Origin of the sequence: Clostridium sartagoforme, from assembly GCF_039521405.1 — a bacterium.
GTDB lineage: Bacteria > Bacillota > Clostridia > Clostridiales > Clostridiaceae > Clostridium > Clostridium sartagoforme.
In genome coordinates this window covers 14,807-33,738 of the sequence record NZ_BAAACH010000033.1, presented here as the reverse complement: position 1 = coordinate 33,738, position 18,932 = coordinate 14,807, and the positions used below count along the sequence as shown (strand labels likewise).

Annotated in this window: 16 protein-coding genes; 14 read left to right on the top strand and 2 right to left on the bottom strand. The window is 26.8% G+C overall.

Annotated features, from left to right (window positions below; all coding sequences use genetic code 11):
* Nucleotides 1-13 precede the first annotated feature (13 nt).
* Nucleotides 14-1,723 carry a flavin monoamine oxidase family protein gene (locus ABDZ60_RS13050; RefSeq protein ID WP_343778627.1) on the top strand — a complete coding sequence of 570 codons (1,710 nt, stop codon included), beginning with the start codon at nucleotides 14-16 and terminating at the stop codon, nucleotides 1,721-1,723.
* A gap of 122 nt (nucleotides 1,724-1,845) precedes the next feature.
* Here the strand turns inward: ABDZ60_RS13050 and ABDZ60_RS13045 are convergent, their stop codons facing one another.
* Nucleotides 1,846-2,610 carry a hypothetical protein gene (locus ABDZ60_RS13045; RefSeq protein WP_343778625.1) on the bottom strand — a complete coding sequence of 255 codons (765 nt, stop codon included), beginning with the start codon at nucleotides 2,608-2,610 and terminating at the stop codon, nucleotides 1,846-1,848.
* A 270-nt stretch (nucleotides 2,611-2,880) separates the two neighbouring features.
* Between ABDZ60_RS13045 and ABDZ60_RS13040 the strand changes: the two genes are divergently transcribed.
* From ABDZ60_RS13040 to ABDZ60_RS13015, 6 genes are all read left to right on the top strand, one after another.
* Complete coding sequence (locus tag ABDZ60_RS13040; RefSeq protein WP_343778623.1) at nucleotides 2,881-4,488, top strand: hypothetical protein; 1,608 nt, start codon at nucleotides 2,881-2,883, stop codon at nucleotides 4,486-4,488.
* A gap of 81 nt (nucleotides 4,489-4,569) precedes the next feature.
* Complete coding sequence (locus tag ABDZ60_RS13035; protein ID WP_016207290.1) at nucleotides 4,570-4,839, top strand: putative Se/S carrier protein; 270 nt, start codon at nucleotides 4,570-4,572, stop codon at nucleotides 4,837-4,839.
* Between the two features lie 21 nt (nucleotides 4,840-4,860).
* Nucleotides 4,861-6,303: a YncE family protein gene (locus ABDZ60_RS13030; protein WP_343778621.1), complete on the top strand. Its 1,443-nt coding sequence runs from the start codon at nucleotides 4,861-4,863 to the stop codon at nucleotides 6,301-6,303.
* 1 nt (nucleotide 6,304) lies between these two features.
* Entirely contained in the window at nucleotides 6,305-7,456 is a 1,152-nt protein-coding gene (locus tag ABDZ60_RS13025) for a hypothetical protein (RefSeq protein WP_343778619.1), read from the top strand.
* Between the two features lie 55 nt (nucleotides 7,457-7,511).
* A complete protein-coding gene (locus ABDZ60_RS13020) occupies nucleotides 7,512-9,191 on the top strand; it encodes a 2-oxoacid:acceptor oxidoreductase subunit alpha (protein ID WP_343778617.1) in 1,680 nt (559 codons plus the stop codon).
* Entirely contained in the window at nucleotides 9,191-10,060 is an 870-nt protein-coding gene (locus tag ABDZ60_RS13015; RefSeq protein WP_016207286.1) for a 2-oxoacid:ferredoxin oxidoreductase subunit beta, read from the top strand. Before ABDZ60_RS13020 ends, ABDZ60_RS13015 begins: the two co-directional genes overlap by 1 nt.
* Before the next feature lie 85 nt (nucleotides 10,061-10,145).
* Here ABDZ60_RS13015 and mnmH read toward each other — a convergent pair whose 3' ends face one another.
* The gene (mnmH, locus tag ABDZ60_RS13010; RefSeq protein ID WP_343778718.1) at nucleotides 10,146-11,243 is read right to left on the bottom strand and encodes a tRNA 2-selenouridine(34) synthase MnmH; all 1,098 of its coding nucleotides are present in this window, start codon (nucleotides 11,241-11,243) and stop codon (nucleotides 10,146-10,148) included.
* 301 nt (nucleotides 11,244-11,544) lie between these two features.
* On the opposite strand from mnmH, the gene ABDZ60_RS13005 reads away from it, so the two are divergent.
* The 7 genes from ABDZ60_RS13005 to ABDZ60_RS12975 all read left to right on the top strand — a co-directional run bounded on the left by ABDZ60_RS13005 (nucleotide 11,545) and on the right by ABDZ60_RS12975 (nucleotide 18,922).
* Nucleotides 11,545-11,865 (top strand): rhodanese-like domain-containing protein, encoded by a 321-nt coding sequence (locus ABDZ60_RS13005; RefSeq protein ID WP_343778614.1) that lies wholly within the window; start codon nucleotides 11,545-11,547, stop codon nucleotides 11,863-11,865.
* A 160-nt stretch (nucleotides 11,866-12,025) separates the two neighbouring features.
* The gene (locus ABDZ60_RS13000; RefSeq protein WP_343778612.1) at nucleotides 12,026-13,726 is read left to right on the top strand and encodes an FAD-dependent oxidoreductase; all 1,701 of its coding nucleotides are present in this window, start codon (nucleotides 12,026-12,028) and stop codon (nucleotides 13,724-13,726) included.
* A gap of 261 nt (nucleotides 13,727-13,987) precedes the next feature.
* Entirely contained in the window at nucleotides 13,988-14,554 is a 567-nt protein-coding gene (locus ABDZ60_RS12995; protein WP_343778609.1) for a GNAT family N-acetyltransferase, read from the top strand.
* 60 nt (nucleotides 14,555-14,614) lie between these two features.
* A complete protein-coding gene (gene pepT / locus ABDZ60_RS12990; protein ID WP_343778607.1) occupies nucleotides 14,615-15,847 on the top strand; it encodes a peptidase T in 1,233 nt (410 codons plus the stop codon).
* A 271-nt stretch (nucleotides 15,848-16,118) separates the two neighbouring features.
* Entirely contained in the window at nucleotides 16,119-17,252 is a 1,134-nt protein-coding gene (locus tag ABDZ60_RS12985) for a sensor histidine kinase (RefSeq protein ID WP_343778603.1), read from the top strand.
* 12 nt (nucleotides 17,253-17,264) lie between these two features.
* Nucleotides 17,265-17,912, top strand: a complete 648-nt coding sequence (locus tag ABDZ60_RS12980) for a response regulator transcription factor (RefSeq protein WP_047001271.1) — start codon at nucleotides 17,265-17,267, stop codon at nucleotides 17,910-17,912.
* Between the two features lie 74 nt (nucleotides 17,913-17,986).
* Nucleotides 17,987-18,922 (top strand): ABC transporter ATP-binding protein, encoded by a 936-nt coding sequence (locus ABDZ60_RS12975; RefSeq protein WP_343778601.1) that lies wholly within the window; start codon nucleotides 17,987-17,989, stop codon nucleotides 18,920-18,922.
* The last annotated feature ends 10 nt before the right edge of the window (nucleotides 18,923-18,932 follow it).

Below are 18,932 nucleotides of genomic sequence, written 5' to 3'. Positions count from 1 at the left end.
AGGATGTGAAGTTATGGAAGATAAAAATAATTCAAGAAATATTTATTATATAAATAGTCCTAGTGATTATGATAGATATAATATTCTTGAAAAGGAACTAAAGAAAGAAGGAAGACTTGAAGATTTAAATAATATTATAAATTTGATGAGTCCTCCAAAAGACATAAGAAATATATGCCAAAATAAATATGGTAAAAAGGAAAAAATTGCAATAATAGGTGCTGGAGAAGCTGGACTTGCCGCTGCTTTCGAGCTAAAGAAAATAGGATGTGATATTACCATTTTTGAAGCTAGTAAAAGAATAGGTGGAAGAGTATATACTTATTATTTTGACAGATTAAGTAATTATTATGGAGATTTTGGAGAGATAAGTATTCCTGTTTCACATTATACTGCATGGCATTATATAAATACTTTCAATTTAAAAACAAAGGCTTTTATAAATAGTAGTCAATATTATTATTTAAGAAATGTAGGAACTTATAATAAAGAAAGGCAAGTATTGAAAAATATATATCCTAAATATAACCTTACAAAAGCTGATAAAATAAAATTAAAAGATGAAGAGTATACAAATATTTGTAATAAATATTTAAAGAAATTAACTTCAGAAGAAAAAAAAGAATTAATAGATATAAAAAAGAATTATTCTAAGAAAATTATTGCTTTAGATAAGTTAAGTTATAAAAAGGCTTACGAAGAATATGGGTTTAGTGAAGAAGCGATAAATATGATAGGTTATATTAATGGAAGTAAAGAATTTTTCAATGAAAGTTTAATAGAAGTTCTACAAAAACAATATACTTTAGATTTTAATACTAATTATACTATAGAAGGTGGAATGATAAAACTCCCATTAGCTTTATACGAAGCAATTACAGAAAAAGATTTAAAAGCTTATAAAGACATTAAAAAGAAGGATTTAGGAAATGTAAATATTAAATTAGGAAACTCTGTAGAAGGAATTTATAATACTAATGATAAAGATAAAGTTATGGTAAAACATGTAGATTTAGAAAGTAAAATAGAAGGCATAGAGGAATTTGATTATTTGATTTCAACTATACCATTCCCAAATCTTAAAAGAATCGATATTAGTGATAGCTTTAGTAATGAAAAATTAAGAGCAATAGAAGAAATAAGCTTCAAAAATTCTCAAAAGGTATATTTATATGTTAAAGAAAGATTCTGGGAAATGGGTGGAAAAAGTAAAAGAATAATTGGAGGAAAAACAATAACTGATTTACCACTATATTCAATTTATTATCCATCGGATCATATAGAATATGAAGATAAAAGTGGTGAAGTTATAAAATTAAATGGAAATCCAAAAGAATCTGGAATATTGTTAGCAAGTTATAGTACAGGAGATAAAGCAAAAGATTTTTCATTTATAGATGATGAAATAAAAATAAAAGATACTATAAAATATATAGAAAAGATTCATAATTTACCTAAAGGATATCTAGATAGTATATTACTAGATTATAAATCTTTAGTGTGGTCAGACATTCAATATATTTGGGGTTTTTCTACTTTATTTAAGCCAGAAGATAAAATACTATATTCTTATATAAGTAGATGTCCGGAAATGAATAATAAGGTATTCTTTGCGGGAGATAATGTATCTAATAAACATGGGACTCAGCAAGGAGCACTTCAAAGTGGTATGATTGCGGCCAATGATATAGCAAAAGAAATAGCAAATAAATATAGTTTTTAAATAAAAATGACCTACATCAATATTTGTAGGTCATTTTTATTATTTCGCTACCTTAAGTACTTTTATAAAAGTATAAAAAATTACTAGGTTAAAAACTACTTATTTAAGTAGAAAAAATTAAATTAATCCAATTCATCTTCACATGAACAATCAGGATCTGGGAATAATGGCTCTAAGTTTTGATCTGGATAGAACTTAGGTATTGGAGCCCTTTCAAATATTTCACATGGATCTTCTTCTGGTTCATCAATACAAGGTACTTTTGGAACTGGACAATAGTCGTAAGCTGGAATTAATAATTGAACTACAAGCTCACATTTAACAACAATATAATAACCTAAAGTAATATCTAATACTTCATTACAATGTTCATCTTTAAGTATTTCACCATTTAATGCATCTGCAACCATTTCTAGTTTGATCAAATTGTTATCACAAGGCTCGTCTTCTAAAGTAGTAGTTGCTTGAGAAATTGATTCTGGACAATAGAATTTACCTATTACATCTGTTCTGTTAATTTCGTAAAATTCGCTCTTAGTTCTGCCTTCGCAATCAATGTAGTCTGCATAGAAGGAAATCATGTAGTTTATCACTATTCTTTTAAAACATGGGTCCTTCTTTAGTGGAATTTTGTCAACATGTAGTAGAGTTATTTTAAAATCTCTACTTGAAATATACCTCTTAGGATTAGTAAGAGGGTCACTTCTTAATTCGCAATCAGTTGTATCGGTATCAGGTCCTTCACAGTAAACAAGACATCTTTTAATTAAACATTGGTCAAAGACCTTAGGAACTTCTACACAAACTAATTCAGCTGGATCAGGTAATCGGCCTTGCTTATTCACTAGTCCAGGACGAGGCACGAATTTTTTAAAGTTAATGGACATATATATCCTCCTTTATAAAATAATATATTATCATTTTAGTACTCACAATACATGATATGAAATATATAGAAAGTGGTGATATTAAAAAATAGAAATTAAGAAGTTTTTTAGCACATAAAACTGCATAATCTTTAATAATTATAAATATAATTTTATAGATATATATGTTTATTAATGACTAAATAATTAAAATAAATAGTATATTAAACAATTAAAACACTTATAGGTATATAGAGATAATTAAATAAAGTTTATAAAGGAGCGTTGAGCATGAGGGGGGTATATCCATGGCTATATGCTGATTACAAAGAAAATTTATGGAAGTTTTCTTTAAATGAAAATAAAGAATTGAACTATGGAATAATGTATAGAGAAGGAAAATGGACAAAAGAAAATATAATTGATAGTAGAGTAACTGCCTTCGGACTATTTATAGATGATAATGAAGGAATACATTTAGTATATTCCAATACTAAAGGTGAGCTACGATATTGTACAATGAAGGATAAACAATGGGTTGGTAAAATATTATATAAAGTGGAAGACACTAATTATGATATTGAAAGTATAAAAATTGAGATAATAGGACCTAGCATGCATATTTTTTATGCATTAGCTAGTAAAGATGGAAGTGACCATGGTGTACTAATGCACTGCATATGGGATGGACATAAAACTGATATAAATAATATTCAAGACATAATTTTAAAGCCTGAATTAAAGGAGTATTACTTAATTAACATAAATATTAAAGGGGAAATTTATCTATTTTATTTATCAGATGAAGGGGATGAAATATCATTAAACTACTCAATTTATCAAAATAACTCTTGGTTAGAATCCAATAGACTTTATGGAATTCAAGGAGAAGAAATACATTTTGAAGCTGAAGTAGATAAAAATAATATTCATATTTTAAATAAATATAGAGAAGATTCGATGTATTTATTAGATCACGTAATAGTAGATCTTTTAGGAGGCCTTAAGGATTTTAGGGTTTATGAAGGCAAAAAAAATATAAGGGAGCCTTTAATTTTTAATGATGGAAATAAAATTTACTCTTGTTGGATAGATAATAATGAAATATATTATTCAATTTTTACAGGAGCAAGTTGGAGTAAACCTATAAAGTACAATGTGGAAAATAGCGACAGAATAGAAAGGTATAATGGATATATTAGCGAAGGGAGAAGCGGATATATTAAAGAAAGAAAATTATATGGGACAACAGGATTAGATTTATATTTATACTTTCCAAAGGATTTTCTAGTTGGCAATGATATTCAAAGTAGTAATATAAATAGAAATAATATTAATAATGATATATATAACGAGGAGTTAGAGTTAATACGAGCAGAGCTTTATAGAGCCAAAGAAGAAAATAAGGTTCTAGAAGATAAGATAGCTCATTTAAATTTATTATTCCAAAAGAACCAGCAAGGAATAGAAAAATATCAGCAACAAGTAATTAGAGCTATGGATCAAAAGAGAAAAGCAGAAGAAAATAGTAATATTTTTTTAGAGTTGCAGAAAAAGATACAAGGAGAGTATGAAATTTTAAGTGAAAACTTAGCTGCAGTAGAAAAAGAAAAAATGGACATAAAACAATCTTTAGATGGGTATATTAATGAAATTAAATTATTAAAGGAAGAAATAAATAATTTAAGAGATATAGTTGCTATGAGAGAAGAAAAACTTCAAGAGGAATTAAACTTAAGAAAAGTATTAGAGGAACAAAATATAACAATTTCAGAAGAAAATAAATTAATAAAAAAAGAATTATCTTTATTATTAGAAGAAAATAAGAAAATTAGTACAGAACTTGAAATAGAAAGAAATCAATCTGTAATGGATAGGCTTTTAAGAAGAAGGAATTAGCTTTAAATGTAACTTATAAATAATCTTAGCATAAAATAAAATAGAATAATAAAAAATGACTAAAGGTATTGGAGAGTAATTATGAAATTAGAAGATTATGATTATATAATGGTGTTTACTTCTCATTATAGAGCACTTTATATTTATGATAGATTAAGGGTAAAAAAGATAAAAACAAAATTAGTTACAGCTCCTAATAAGATTAATATAAGTTGCACACAAGCCTTAAAGATTAAAGAAGATGATAAAGAAACAATTAAACTAGAGTTAGAAAGAAATAATATATTCCCAACTGCTGTTTTTAAAATTATAGTAGATGGAAATAAAGAAGAGTATGAATTGATAGAATAAAATAGGAGGAAAGAGGAATCCATGGTTAATGCAGTTAGTAAAAACATTTATTATGTGTCTAAGCTTGGGACAGATACGGTGTCTATTATTGATGGAGATAATTTAAGCATTATAGAGGAAGTTAAAGTTGGTCCAAGACCTTATGATATAGCTATAGATAATAAGAATAATGTGTATATTGCAACTGATAGAAATAATAAAGTTACTATTATTGATCATGCCACTAAAACTGAAAAAAGCTTATATATACCTAACAATGGACATATTAAAGTGGATTCCATCTCTCAAAGGATTTATGTTTCTAGTACAGAAGAAGTACATGTGTATAGCTTATATGATGGTGAAGAACTTGGAAGGATAAATGGATTTATTGCTGTGGATTGTATTGATTTAAATAGTGATGGTAGTAAGCTTTTTATTCTTGATATTTTTCAAAATGAAATAAAAGTTTATGATACATCATCATTAATGCTAATTAAAAAATACAATAAAATTGGAATGGCTCCAAATTATATTTTTATAGAAGATGAAGAAAGATATATTTATATATCAAACAAAAGTGCAAGTAGAGGAAAATTTACAGGCAACATACATGTAGTAGACTTAGAAAGTGATAAGATTTCATATATAGAATTTCCCTTAGGATCTAGCATTACAGATTTAGAAGGAAATTCTAATTATTTATACGCAGTTAATAATGGATTAAATAGAATAGATATTATAGATTTAAAAAAATATGAAGTTACAGAAAGTATAAAACCTACCTTAGAAGAACCTCAAAAAATAAGAATATCTTTAGATAAAAGGCTTCTTTTAGTAACAAGTAAGGATAATAAAGGAAGAGGAGCTTTAGATATAATTGATATAGAAAAACAGATAATAGTTAATACATTTAAGTTTAAAGAAAACAATTGTAATCCATATGATATAGGAGTTATAAAAGAAGAAAAAATTTTATATAATAGTCTAGAGGAAAATTTGAATGAAAACAAAGAGTCAGCGATACTAGCAAATAAAGTAATATCTACTTACAAAGAAAAAATAATATTTCAGCAGGAAACTAATGAATTGCTTTCAGAGGAGATAATAGAAGTAGAAGAAGTAATTTTCGAAAAGTGTAAAGTTGTAGAAGAAAGCAAAAGTAGAGAATTAATAGATAATAAAAGAAATTATTTGATATTTAAGTTTGAGTTTTATATTCCATATTATATAAGTTGTATTAATTCGAAAAAAGAAAAAATAATTATTAAAGGTATTTTAAATGGAAAGCAAAAAGCTGTTTTATATATTGAAGATAACAACTCTTTAGATGATTTAGATTTTATTATAAGATCATCAACTCAACTTATGATAACACCTTATATAAAAGATAGATTTATTATATTTGATGCAAGTTCAATTATAACAACATATATTATAAAAGAAGAACTTGTCTTTTTACCTGATAAATTAAAGGAGCTATGAAATGAGCAAAAAAATATATAATGATATTATAATAAAAACAAAAGATAAAGAATTATTAGAATTTTCATATGATGATGAAATTGGAGTATTTTACGAAAAAATTAATAGTAATAGAAAATCAAAAAGAAATATTATACTTAAACAGAGTTTTAAATACTTTTATGTTACAGAAGATTTCAATAGAAATGTTAACTTAATTTGTCAAGATATAACAGGCAATATTATTTTATGCATTCTAGAAGATGATACATGGAAGTTTAAAACTCTTTTTTGTATTAAATATAATCTTATAACACCAATTAATATAAAAGGATTTTTTTTGAAAAAAGATTTTAACTTTTTATTTAGCGCAGATAATGATTCTAAAAATATATATTTTAAGGATAAGTTTAATACTTCGTTAAAGAAAATTCATAGTGAAAATAATAATATAGATATAAATTATAATATTTTACAAGGAAATAACTATATTTCATTAATAATACATAGTATTTCTTTTGAAATGTATAAGTTAGTACTTAAAAGTTTTAAAAAAGATGAAAATACTTGGAGTGAAAATAAAATTATTTATATAACAAATCATCCATATGTAGATACGTCATATTGTATAACTAATAATATAGTACATTTTTTAATTGCTGTTAATGAAGAAAAAACAAAATCTATTATCTATAAAAATATTAATTTAGATAAAAATGAAAAGCTTCAAAGGGAAACTATTATATTTGAAAATGAAAATATATCTTCTTGTTTGATAATTAAATTAAAGGAAGTATTATGGGCTTTATGGATAAGTGATAATAAACTTTATGGATGTTATTCTATAAACTTTGGGGAGGATTTTTCAAAACCTTTAGTTTATAAAATTTTAAAGGAAGAAAATATAAGAAAGGTAACTTTTATTGAGAATTATGAAAATAAAGAAATTTATATTAATGAAAATAATGATTGTATAAATTTATTTCTAGAAGAAATTTTAAACAATGAGTTTTTACTTGAAATAAATTATAAAGAAATATCTTACAAGTTAAAAGAAAAAGAAGAAATCAATATATTTAACAAGGAAATAAAAAAATTAAAAGAAATTGTCAATAAGCAAAGGTCACAAATAATGAAATTAGAAGATAAGCTATATAAGGGGAGAAATCTTTAAAAATATATAAATAGTGGGATAAAGAGTAAAGTTGTTATAAAAGGGAGGGAATTAAATGGAATATAATATACTAATTGGAGGAAGTGCTGGACAAGGTCTGGATACACTAAGTGATTTCTTAGAAAAATCATTAAAAAAAGCTGGATATTACTTGTTTTCAAATAAAGATTATATGTCAAGAGTTAGGGGTGGACATAATTTTATACAAATTAGATTTGGGGAAAATAAAGTATATGCACATAAGGAAGAAATAGATTTAATACTTGCATTAGATGAAAATACAATTTTATACCATAAGGATAAATTAAATAAGGAAGGAGTAATAATAGCTGATAAAAGTATAAAGGTAGAAGATGAAAAAATCTTAAAGCTTCCACTTATAGAAACTGCTAAAACTTTAAGCTTATCAAAAGCTTTTACATCTGTAGCAGCAGGTATTATATTAAAATACTTTTCAGTCCCTATAGATAATATAGATAAATATTTTAGCAATAAGTTATCTCAGGATATAAAAGATAAAAATGTTCAGGCAGTTGAACATGGATATAATTTAATTGATTCAAAATATTCAATTAAAAGTAATGATCTATCAAAGTATATTTTAATTAATGGAAATGATGCTATTGCTTTGGGGGCCATTGCAGGAGGATTAGACTTTTATTCTGCTTACCCAATGACACCAGCAACAAGCATAATGACATATTTAGCTAAAAAGCAAGTACAAACAGGCATAGTTGTTGATCAAGCAGAGGATGAAATAGCAGCTATAAATTTTGCTATTGGAGCTTCTTATGCAGGTGCAAGGTCTATGACCGGAAGCTCAGGTGGAGGGGTTTCACTTATGGTGGAAGCATTTGGACTTGCAGGAATAACAGAAACACCAGTAGTTATAGTAGATTCACAAAGACCAGGACCAGCAACAGGGCTGCCAACAAGAACAGAGCAAAGTGATTTAAGTTTTTTATTAACAGCATCTCAAGGAGAATTTCCTAGAGCTGTAATAAGCGTTAGAAATGCAGAAGATGCTTTTTATAAGACTGTAAAAGCATTAAATTTAGCAGATAAATATCAAACAGTTGTAATATTATTAACAGATCAATATTTAGCTGATGCAAATGTAACTATTCCTAAATATGATTTAAGTAAGGTAAAAATAGAAAAATATATATCAACTGGTGAGGAATTAAAAGAAGGAGAAGAATATAAGAGATATAAAATAACTGAAAATGGAATATCACCTAGAATGATTCCAGGAAACTCTAAGCAGCAAATAGTTTTAGTTGATAGTGATGAGCATACAGAAGAATCTCACATAACAGAATCCTCAGAAATGAGAAAATCTCAAATGGATAAAAGAATGAAAAAATTAATATTGCTGAAAGAAGAAATAGAAGAACCAGAATTTATAGGAGATGAAAATGTAGAAATTTTATTGTTAGGTTTTGGCTCAACTTATGGAGCATTAAAAGATGCAGTTGTAGATTTAAATAAATTAGGAAAAAGAGCTGGAGCCTTAAGCTTTGGTGATATATATCCACTTCCACAAGAAAACCTTAAAAAATATTCAAAAAATGCTAAAGAAATTATAAATGTTGAACAAAACTTTACAGGACAGTTAGGAAAATTAATAACTCAAGAAACAGGAATATTAATGACTAAAAGTATATTAAAGTATGATGGAAGCCAAATAACAGGAAAATATATAGTAGATGAAATTAGAAAGGAGGAGTTTTAATGTTAGATTTAAATTTATATAAAAGTAATGATGAAATAGCTTGGTGCCCAGGCTGTGGAAATTTTGGAATATTAGCAGCTATAAAAGAAGCATTAGCTGAATTAGAACTAAAACCAGAAGAAATTGTTATGGTATCAGGTATAGGGCAAGCAGCTAAAACTCCTCACTATTTAAAGGCAAATGGATTTAATGGACTTCATGGAAGAGCACTTCCACCAGCACAAGCCATAAAAATGGCAAATAAAAACCTTAAGGTATTTATAAATAGTGGAGATGGTGATTCTTATGGTGAAGGTGGAAATCATTTTATCCATAATATAAGAAGAAACGTAGATATGGTACATCTTGTTCATGATAATCAAATTTATGGATTAACAAAAGGACAAGGCTCTCCAACAACTGCAAAGGGACAAGTAACTTCACTGCAATTTGAGGGCGTATATGTTGAACCTATAAATCCATTAGCAATAGCAATTAGTGCAGGAGCAACCTTTGTAGCTAGAAGCTTTTCAGGGGATAAAGAACACCTAAAATCCATGATAAAAGCAGCAGTCAATCATAAAGGATATGCACTAGTAGATATAATGCAGCCTTGCGTAGTATTCAATAAAGTAAATACTTTTAAATGGTATAAGGATAGAATATATAAATTAGATGAAAGCTATGATCCAAGCGATAAAGCGCAAGCACTTAAAAAAGTAGAAGAATTCGGTGATGAAGGAATTCCAATAGGGATATTATATAAAAATGAAACTAAAGAAACTTATCATGAAGTTCATCCAGTACTAAAAACAGGAGTAAATTTAATAGATAGGAAATGGAAGGTTGAAGATACAGAAAAACTTATTGATGAGTTTTTGTATAATTAGATAAATTAAAGTGAGGAATCTTTAACTTTCCTCACTTTTTCTATGAATTTATAAATTTATATTAACTGCTAGTTTTTTATAGAGGCTATCCTAAGCTATTTAAAAATTCATTAACTTCTAAAGCGTTTCCCCTAAATATAATCTTGTCTTTATTATTTTCTAAAGAATATTTATAAAGTGGATCGTAGTATTCCTTAAGAAAAATTTCTATCCAGTTTTTATGAGCATCCATGCTATTAGTAGATAGCTGATTATTATAAGCTAAATTAAGCTCATTTAATACTACTTTGAATCTATCTCCACCGAGTTTTTTCTTAACTCTATCCATACTGGAATATATGTAATTAAACCATTCATTTAAGCCTAGATCCTTACCAAACTTATTAACATATTCTATTTGAGAATCTATAACATATTCTTTTAAGGTATTTTCTATTCGTTCTTCTAGTGATGCTTCTAAGAACACTGTATTTCCATTATGAAAATGATCAAAGAAGTCTTGAGGAATAAAATTTTTACCTATGTTTTTACCTTCGTCTTCAAAAACAATATGGTTAAAATCCTGTTCTATGCATTTAATTAAAGCATATGCCAAATTATTTTCAAAGTTAATTTGTGTAGGCTGAGGGTTAACATGAGCGCCAAAGGATGATCCTCTATGATTAGCAATTCCTTCTAAATCTATTGAATTCTTTATTTTCCTTAAGACTATTGTTTTTCCAGAACCGGTAAATCCAGTTAAAACAATAGGGTTATAATTTTGATTTTCTTTAGCTAATGAATTAATTAGATAATTACGAAAGGCTTTATATCCCCCATCTAGTCTATAAATTTCTTTATTTAAAGCTTCTGTAATCCACTCTTGAGCAATTCTAGAACGTGAACCTCCTCTAAAGCAATATAACGCAGTAGACGGATTAGAGTTTATTAATTCAATCCAAGATTTTAATCTATCTTCTTTAGTTTTACCTGATACTAATCTATATCCAAGTTTTGTAGCTTCTTCATTTCCTTTTTCTTTATAACAAATCCCTATAATATGTCTTTCTTCATCATTTAAAATTGGTGAATTAAAAGAATTTAAAAAAGCTCCTTTTTGGTATTCAATAGGCGCTCGTACATCTATAAGTGGTATATTTTCTAGTACTATTTTTTTAAAATCATTTGTTAATGGATATTTCATATTAATCACAATCATTTCCTTTAATTTTTATATTTATAAATTATAACTATAGTTTATAATCTTTATTCAATATTATAAACTGTAGTATCAATAAAAATCATATATTTAAGTAGATAATATAAAATAATAAATAGTAGCTTATATTATACAAAAATATACTAATAATAATTATATAATAATGTAAAAATAAAATATAGTGAAAGTTTAATATAGTTATGTGATATAGTCACATAAAATTTATTTTTTATACTGTACAATAATAATATAATAAAAATACTTAATTTAATAGGAGTGAAATAATATGTTTGGTTTATTTAGTAAAAGTTCAGGAAAAGTTATAAATGTAAATGATATTGATAATTTAATTGGTAAGATAGATTTAATTGATATAAGAGAACCATATGAATATAAAAGTGGAAGCATAAAAAGTGCAAAAAATATTCCAATGGGAGATCTTGTGAATAATCCAGAAAAATATTTAAAAAAGGATAAGGAATATCATATATTATGTCAATCAGGAGGAAGAAGTTCAAATGCATGCAACAAATTAAGGAATCTTGGATTTGATGTGGTTAATGTTGCTGGTGGGGTTGGATCTTATGTTGGAAGCAAAAGAAAATAGCAGATGCTATCGCATAATGAAAAAATGAAAAAATCAAAGAATGAAAGAATTATGGAAAAAACTCCTATAGGAGTTTTTGAAATTAAGTTTTTAGTAATTTGGCACAAATTACATTATTAATTACTAATTTGGCTGCGAAGCAGCCACAGGAGGGTTTTGTATGAAGAAAAAAATATTAATAGTTGGGGGAGTAGCTGGAGGGGCTTCGGCTGCGGCAAGGCTTAGAAGATTAAGTGAAGAAGATGAAATAATAATGTTTGAAAAAGGACCCCATGTGTCATTTTCAAATTGTGCTCTGCCATATCACTTAAGTGGAGTTATTGATGAGGTAGATAAGCTTGTATTAAGTAGCCCTGAAAAGTTTAAGGCTCAATATAATATAGAAGCAAGAATAAATAGTGAAGTAATATTAATAGATAGAAAAAATAAAGAATTAGAAATAAAAAATACTCAAACAGGTGAAATTTATAGAGAAAATTATGATAAATTAATTTTATCACCAGGAGCAAAGCCAATAGTACCTAATATCCCAGGAATTGAAAAAGTTAATGTATTTACTATAAGAAATGTAGTTGATATAGATAAACTAAATAAGTTTGTTAAAGAGCTTAGTGCAAAGGAAGTAGCTGTAATTGGTGGCGGATATATAGGTGTTGAAGCTGCTGAAAATTTAAAAGAAGCTGGGTACGAAGTTTCTTTAATAGAAGCTATGGAGCAAATATTAAAACCATTTGATTATGATATGGTTCAAATATTACATAAGGAAATTTATGATAATGATGTTAATTTGATTGTTGGAGATAAAGTTTTAAGTTTTGAAAAAGATAAGGTGGTTTTAGCATCAGGCAAAAAGATTGACGCAAAGGCAGTAGTTATGGCGATAGGAGTTTCACCAGAAGTATCATTAGCAAAAGAAGCAGGATTACTTATGGGTGAAACTGGGGCCATTAAAGTTGATAAAAATTATAAAACTAATGATGATGACATTTATGCGGTAGGAGATGCAATTGAAGTATATAATGCATTAACACATTCTATGACAAAATTGTCTCTTGCAGGACCAGCATTAAAAGAAGCTAGATCAGTAGCAAATCATATAAATGGTAAAAGTGGTATAAATAATGGTTATATTGGGTCTTCAGCAATTAAAGTTTTTGATTATAATGCAGCAGCAACAGGATTAAATGAATCATTAATTAAAGTTTTAAATATGAATATAAAATATGATATTGTAAGGCTTATAACTAATGATAAGGTTGGGATAATGCCAGATGCATCACCAGTTCATTTTAAGCTTATATATGAAGTTCCTACAGGCAAGGTGTTAGGAGCTCAAGCAATAGGAAAAGGCGATGTTGCAAAAAGAGTTGATATAGTAGCAACTGTTATAAAACTTGGAGGGACTATTGAGGATTTAAAGGACTTGGAATTATGTTATGCACCACCATACAGTACAGCAAAAGATGTTGTTAACTATGCTGGATATATAGCATCAAATTTATTAAATGGAGATTTTAGGCAAGTTAACGTTGATAAGGTAAGAGAGTTGGTTGAAAGTGAAGAATATATAATAGATGTAAGAGAAATAAGGGAATATGAAAATGGACATATAAAAAGTGCTAAGAATATTCCTCTTAGTCAGCTTAGAGAAAGAGTAAATGAAATACCAAAGGATATACCAGTTTACTTACATTGCAGAACAGGTCAAAGAAGTTATAATGCAGCATTAGCATTACAAAATTTAGGATATAGAAATGTTTATAATATAACAGGAAGTTTCTTAGGGTTATCATTTTATGAATATTTTAATGATAAAGCAACAGGAAGAGAAAGCATAGTAACAGAATATAATTTTAAGTAAAAGTTAATAATGAAAATTAGTTTATTATTAATGAGGATAATAAACTAAATTAACTTTAGGGGTTGTTATGTCAATAATAAATGCTACAATTTAGGATTTACTATTGATATAACAGCCCTATAAATAGTTAGCTTTGTAGAAAATAACCTAATGTGTATTAGAATATATGCAGTATATTGAAATTAATGTTATAATTGGATTATAAGTTAACTATAAATTATTACAAGATTTTTATATTTAGTGTATGAGGGGGAAGGGAGTTTGGGTAAAAATCCATATGAACAATTTCCATTTATTATTGGAGAGGAAATAATATTAAGAAAGATTATAGATTCTGATCTTGATAATATTTTTGAAATATACAATAATGAGAAACTATTTCAATATACTCCTGTAATGTTTAAAAAGAATAAAAACACTGTTGCTAATATGATAGGACATTTTGAAAGAGATTTTTATAAAAGAAAATGTATATTTCTTGGAATCTGTTTAAAAAGTGAACCTAATAGTATTGTGGGTATAGCAGAAATGTTTGACTACTGTAATGATGTAAACATGATAACAATAGGTTATAGATTAAATGAGAAATTTTGGGCTAAAGGAATTGCTACAAAAGCTGTTAATGCAATGACGAAGTACCTATTTAATGATATTGGAATAAATAGAATACAAGCATTTGTTATGCCAGAGAATATTAAATCACAAAATGTATTACAAAGAAGTGGCTTTAGCAAAGAAGGAATAATTCGTGAAGGATATGTTTGGAAAGGTCAAGGGGTCATAGATTTGATATTATATTCTTTATTAAAAGGTGATAGTAGAAAATAAATATTTTCATATATTTTATTATTAAATGCTTATAAAATTAGGCAATAAAACAATATAGAAATGGAGAATAGAACTATGAAAAAAGTAGAAGAAAGATTTTTAGAATATATAAAAATAAATACAAAATCAGATGAAACAACTAAAGTAACTCCAAGTACAAAAGGGCAATTAGTTTTAGCTGAAAAATTATGTAATGAATTAAAAGAAGTAGGGCTAAAAGATGCAAAAATAAGTCAGCATGGATATGTATATGCAACATTAGATAAAAATAGTAATAAAGATCTACCGGTTATAGGTTTTATAGCCCATATGGATACAGCTCCAGACTATAGTGGAGAAAGTGTGAATCCTAAAATTGTAGCAAATTATGATGGGAAAGATATCAAATTAAATGATTCAGTAGTATTATCTCCTAAATTTTCACCAGAATTAAAACAGTATATAGGAAAGACTTTAATTACTACAGATGGAACTACACTCTTAGGTGCTGATGATAAAGCAGGAATTGCAGAAATTATGACTGCCATGGAGTATTTAGTAAATCATCCAGAAATTGAACATGGAACTATAAAAGTAGGATTTACACCTGATGAGGAAATTGGAGAAGGTGCAGATAATTTTGATGTTGAAGGCTTCGGAGCAGATTTCGCATATACAATGGATGGTGGAAGAGTTGGAGAGCTTGAGTATGAAAATTTTAATGCTGCTGGAGTAAAGGTCCAAATAAATGGAGTTAATGTCCACCCTGGTTATGCAAAAGGCAAGATGCTAAATTCAATAATGGTGGCAAATGAATTTATAAATAGTCTTCCTTTAGATGAAGTTCCAGAAAAAACTGATAAATACGAAGGGTTTTCACATCTTACAGATATAGAAGGTACTATTGAAAATACATCATTAAATTATATTGTAAGAGATTTCTTTACAGATTCCTTTGAAGAAAGAAAAGAAAAATTTAAGAACATAGAAAAGGAATTAAATAAAAAATATGGAGAAGGAACAGTAATTGTAAATATAAAGGATCAATATAAGAATATGAAAGAAAAAATTGAACCTGTTATGCATATAGTAGAAAATGCTAAAGAAGCAATGATAGAGGCAGGAGTAACCCCTATAGTTAGGCCAATAAGAGGTGGAACTGATGGTGCTAGACTTTCTTTTATGGGATTACCAACTCCAAATATATTTGCAGGCGGAGAAAATTTTCATGGAAAATATGAATATGTTCCAGTGGAATCAATGGAAAAGGCAGTTCAGGTTATAGTTAATATAGTTAAAAGATATGGTAAATAGCTGAGAATTAATAATGGATAATTGATAATTGATGAGAAAACTCCAAGAGTAAACTTGTCATTGTTAAGTAGTAAATAGGAAAAAACTTTTTATGCGGCATGAGACTTATATTGAATAGGACTCATGCCGTAGTTTAATTGACTGTAAAAATAGTTTATTCAATATATAGAGTTGTTATGCTAAACTATATTTGTGTAAAAAAGTGGGTTATAATTATATAGAGATTAAATTAGTTTCCAATAATGGTTAATGAAGAATAAAGTTTTATGAAATGGAGTTGTTAAATATAAGAACTACTGATTTATGTATAATAATAAAATTAATTTTGTGTATATTTATTGGATGGACAAGTATAGAAATTGACAAATTAAATTTAATAGTGGTTTCATTTATTTTAATTTATATAATTACTAGTTTTAGTAGAGAATTTTTATGTAAGAAAAATAGATATTTTTCTGAAATTTTAACTATAGTGGAAATTATACTTGCTTTCTTATTTTCATTAAAATATATGGAAATTGGGGTATTAATGCTTAGCATAAGTATTGCTGAATACCTTATTAATGAAAAGAAAAAGATACATGCTGGAGTTATTTTATCGATAATTCCAATACTCCTAATACTTAAATATGAAAACTTAAAAGAGGTAATTATAATTTTATGTATTATGCTAATTTCAATTGTAAATAATGAAGTTAAATTGAGCAAGATCGAAAATACTGAAAAGATTCAAGAAAAGCAAAGAAAATTGATATATAATCTTCAAAAAAAGTTATCAGAAGAAAGAGATACGCAAGAACAAATTCTTCACACAGCAAGGTTAGAAGAAAGAAATAAAATATCTACAAGGTTACACGATAAAATAGGCCATACTATTTCCGGAACACTACTTCAGTTAGAAGCCATTAAGATTTTATTAGAAGATGATAAGGAAAAAGGATACAGTATGTTAAATTCATGTACTCAGAATTTAAGATCTGGAATGGAAGAAATAAGAATGACATTGAGAAATATTAAACCTGCTGAAGAGGAATTGGGAATTAATAGAATAAGGAGAGTATTAGATGAAAAAATAAAGGGTACTAAAATAAAGGGAAAAGTTTCATATACAGGTGATTTAGATAAGATTAACTCTAAAACGTGGATAATTTTTATACAAGCAGTAACTGAACTTACAACTAATTCAATTAAATACTCTAAAGGAGATTTAATAAAAATAAATATAGAAATAATGAATAGGTTTATAAAGCTTGAAGTAAAAGATAATGGGATTGGCTGTAAAAAAATAAAAATGGGAATAGGACTTAGAAATATAGAGGAAAAGGTAAATACTGTTGAAGGTAAGTTTATATTGAATGGAGAAAAAGGTTTTGGAATTATAATTTTAATTCCATACACTTTATAGGAAGGAGATAAAATGAGCATAAAGTTAGTTATAGCAGATGATGATGCATTAATTAGAGAAAGCTTAAAAATAATTTTAGCAAATGATAAAGAAATTGAAGTTGTAGGAATATTTGAAAATGGGAAAGACGTGGTAAAATTTTTGTTAGATAATACTGTGGATATAGCATTAATAGATGTTAGAATGCCGCTTGTTAATGGAGTTATAGCAACATTGGAAATTTCTGAAAAAACAAATACTAAAGTAATTATTTTAACTACTTTCGATGAAGATGAATATATAAGAGATGGAATAAAAAATGGTGCTAAAGGATATTTATTAAAAAATACAAAGCCAGATAAAATAATAGAAACAATAAAGATGGTTAACCAAGGAAACTGTGTTATTCAAGATGAAATTCTAATTAAGCTTAGCAATAACTTAGGTAAAGAAAAAATAAAAGAAAGTAATATAGATGAAAGTATATTTACAGAAAGAGAATTAGAAGTTATGAAAGCAATTTCAGAAGGATTAAGTAATAAAGAAATTTCTAAAGCTTTATATATATCAGAGGGAACTGTAAAAAATTATATAACATCTATCTTTCAAAAAACAGGGTTAAGCCATAGAACTCAAATTGCAATTTATTATATAAAAGGATATGACTTTAGTCATAGCTAAAAGATGACCTTTGCTAGATTTCCTAGTAAGGGTTTTTTTATATAATGATATTAGAGATAAAGGGGAGGATGTTTATGAAAGTAATAGAAATAAAAGATTTAGTAAAAAAATATGACGATAATATAGCAGTTGACAATATTAATTTAAATATAGAAAAAGGAGAGATTTATGGAATATTAGGTCCCAATGGAGCAGGAAAAAGTACTACAATAAGTATAGTTTGTTCACTTTTACATCCTACATTTGGAGAGGTTAAAATTTTAGGAGAGAATATAAAGAAAAATGCTTTAAAGGTAAAAAAGCACTTAGGATTAGTTCCACAAAGTATTGCAGTATATAGTGATTTTACTGCATATGAAAATGTTAAGTTCTTTGGCGAATTATATGGATTAAGAGGAAGTCAACTTAAAGAGAGCATAGAAAAGGCTTTAGAATTTACAGGTCTTTTAGAAGTAAAAAATAAAAGGGCTAAAGAATTTTCAGGTGGAATGCTAAGACGATTGAATATTGCCTGCGCAATAATTCATAATCCTAAAATATTAATTATGGACGAACCAACAGTTGGAATAGATCCTCAATCAAGAAATCATATAATACAATCAGTTAAGGAATTGAATAAAAGAGGAACAACTATAGTTTATACAACTCATTATATGGAAGAAGCTGAAGCGTTATGTTCAAAGATAGCTATTATCGATAAGGGTAAAATAATAGTAGAAGGTAGTAAAGAAGAGTTAAAAGATATAGTTAGTGATAAAAGAATTTTGAATATAGGTATTAATGATATTTATAAAGTAAATATTGAAGCTTTAAAAAATATTGAAGGAGTTTTAGACATATCTATTGATAATAATAATCTTATTATAACTTCGTCTAAAGAAGTAAATAACTTAGATAAAATTATAAAAATAGTATGTGATCAAGAATTAAAAATAACAGATTTAGGATTTAATGAAGTAACTTTAGAAACTGTATTCTTATCTTTAACTGGAAAAAAATTAAGAGATTAGGAGGAAAAGA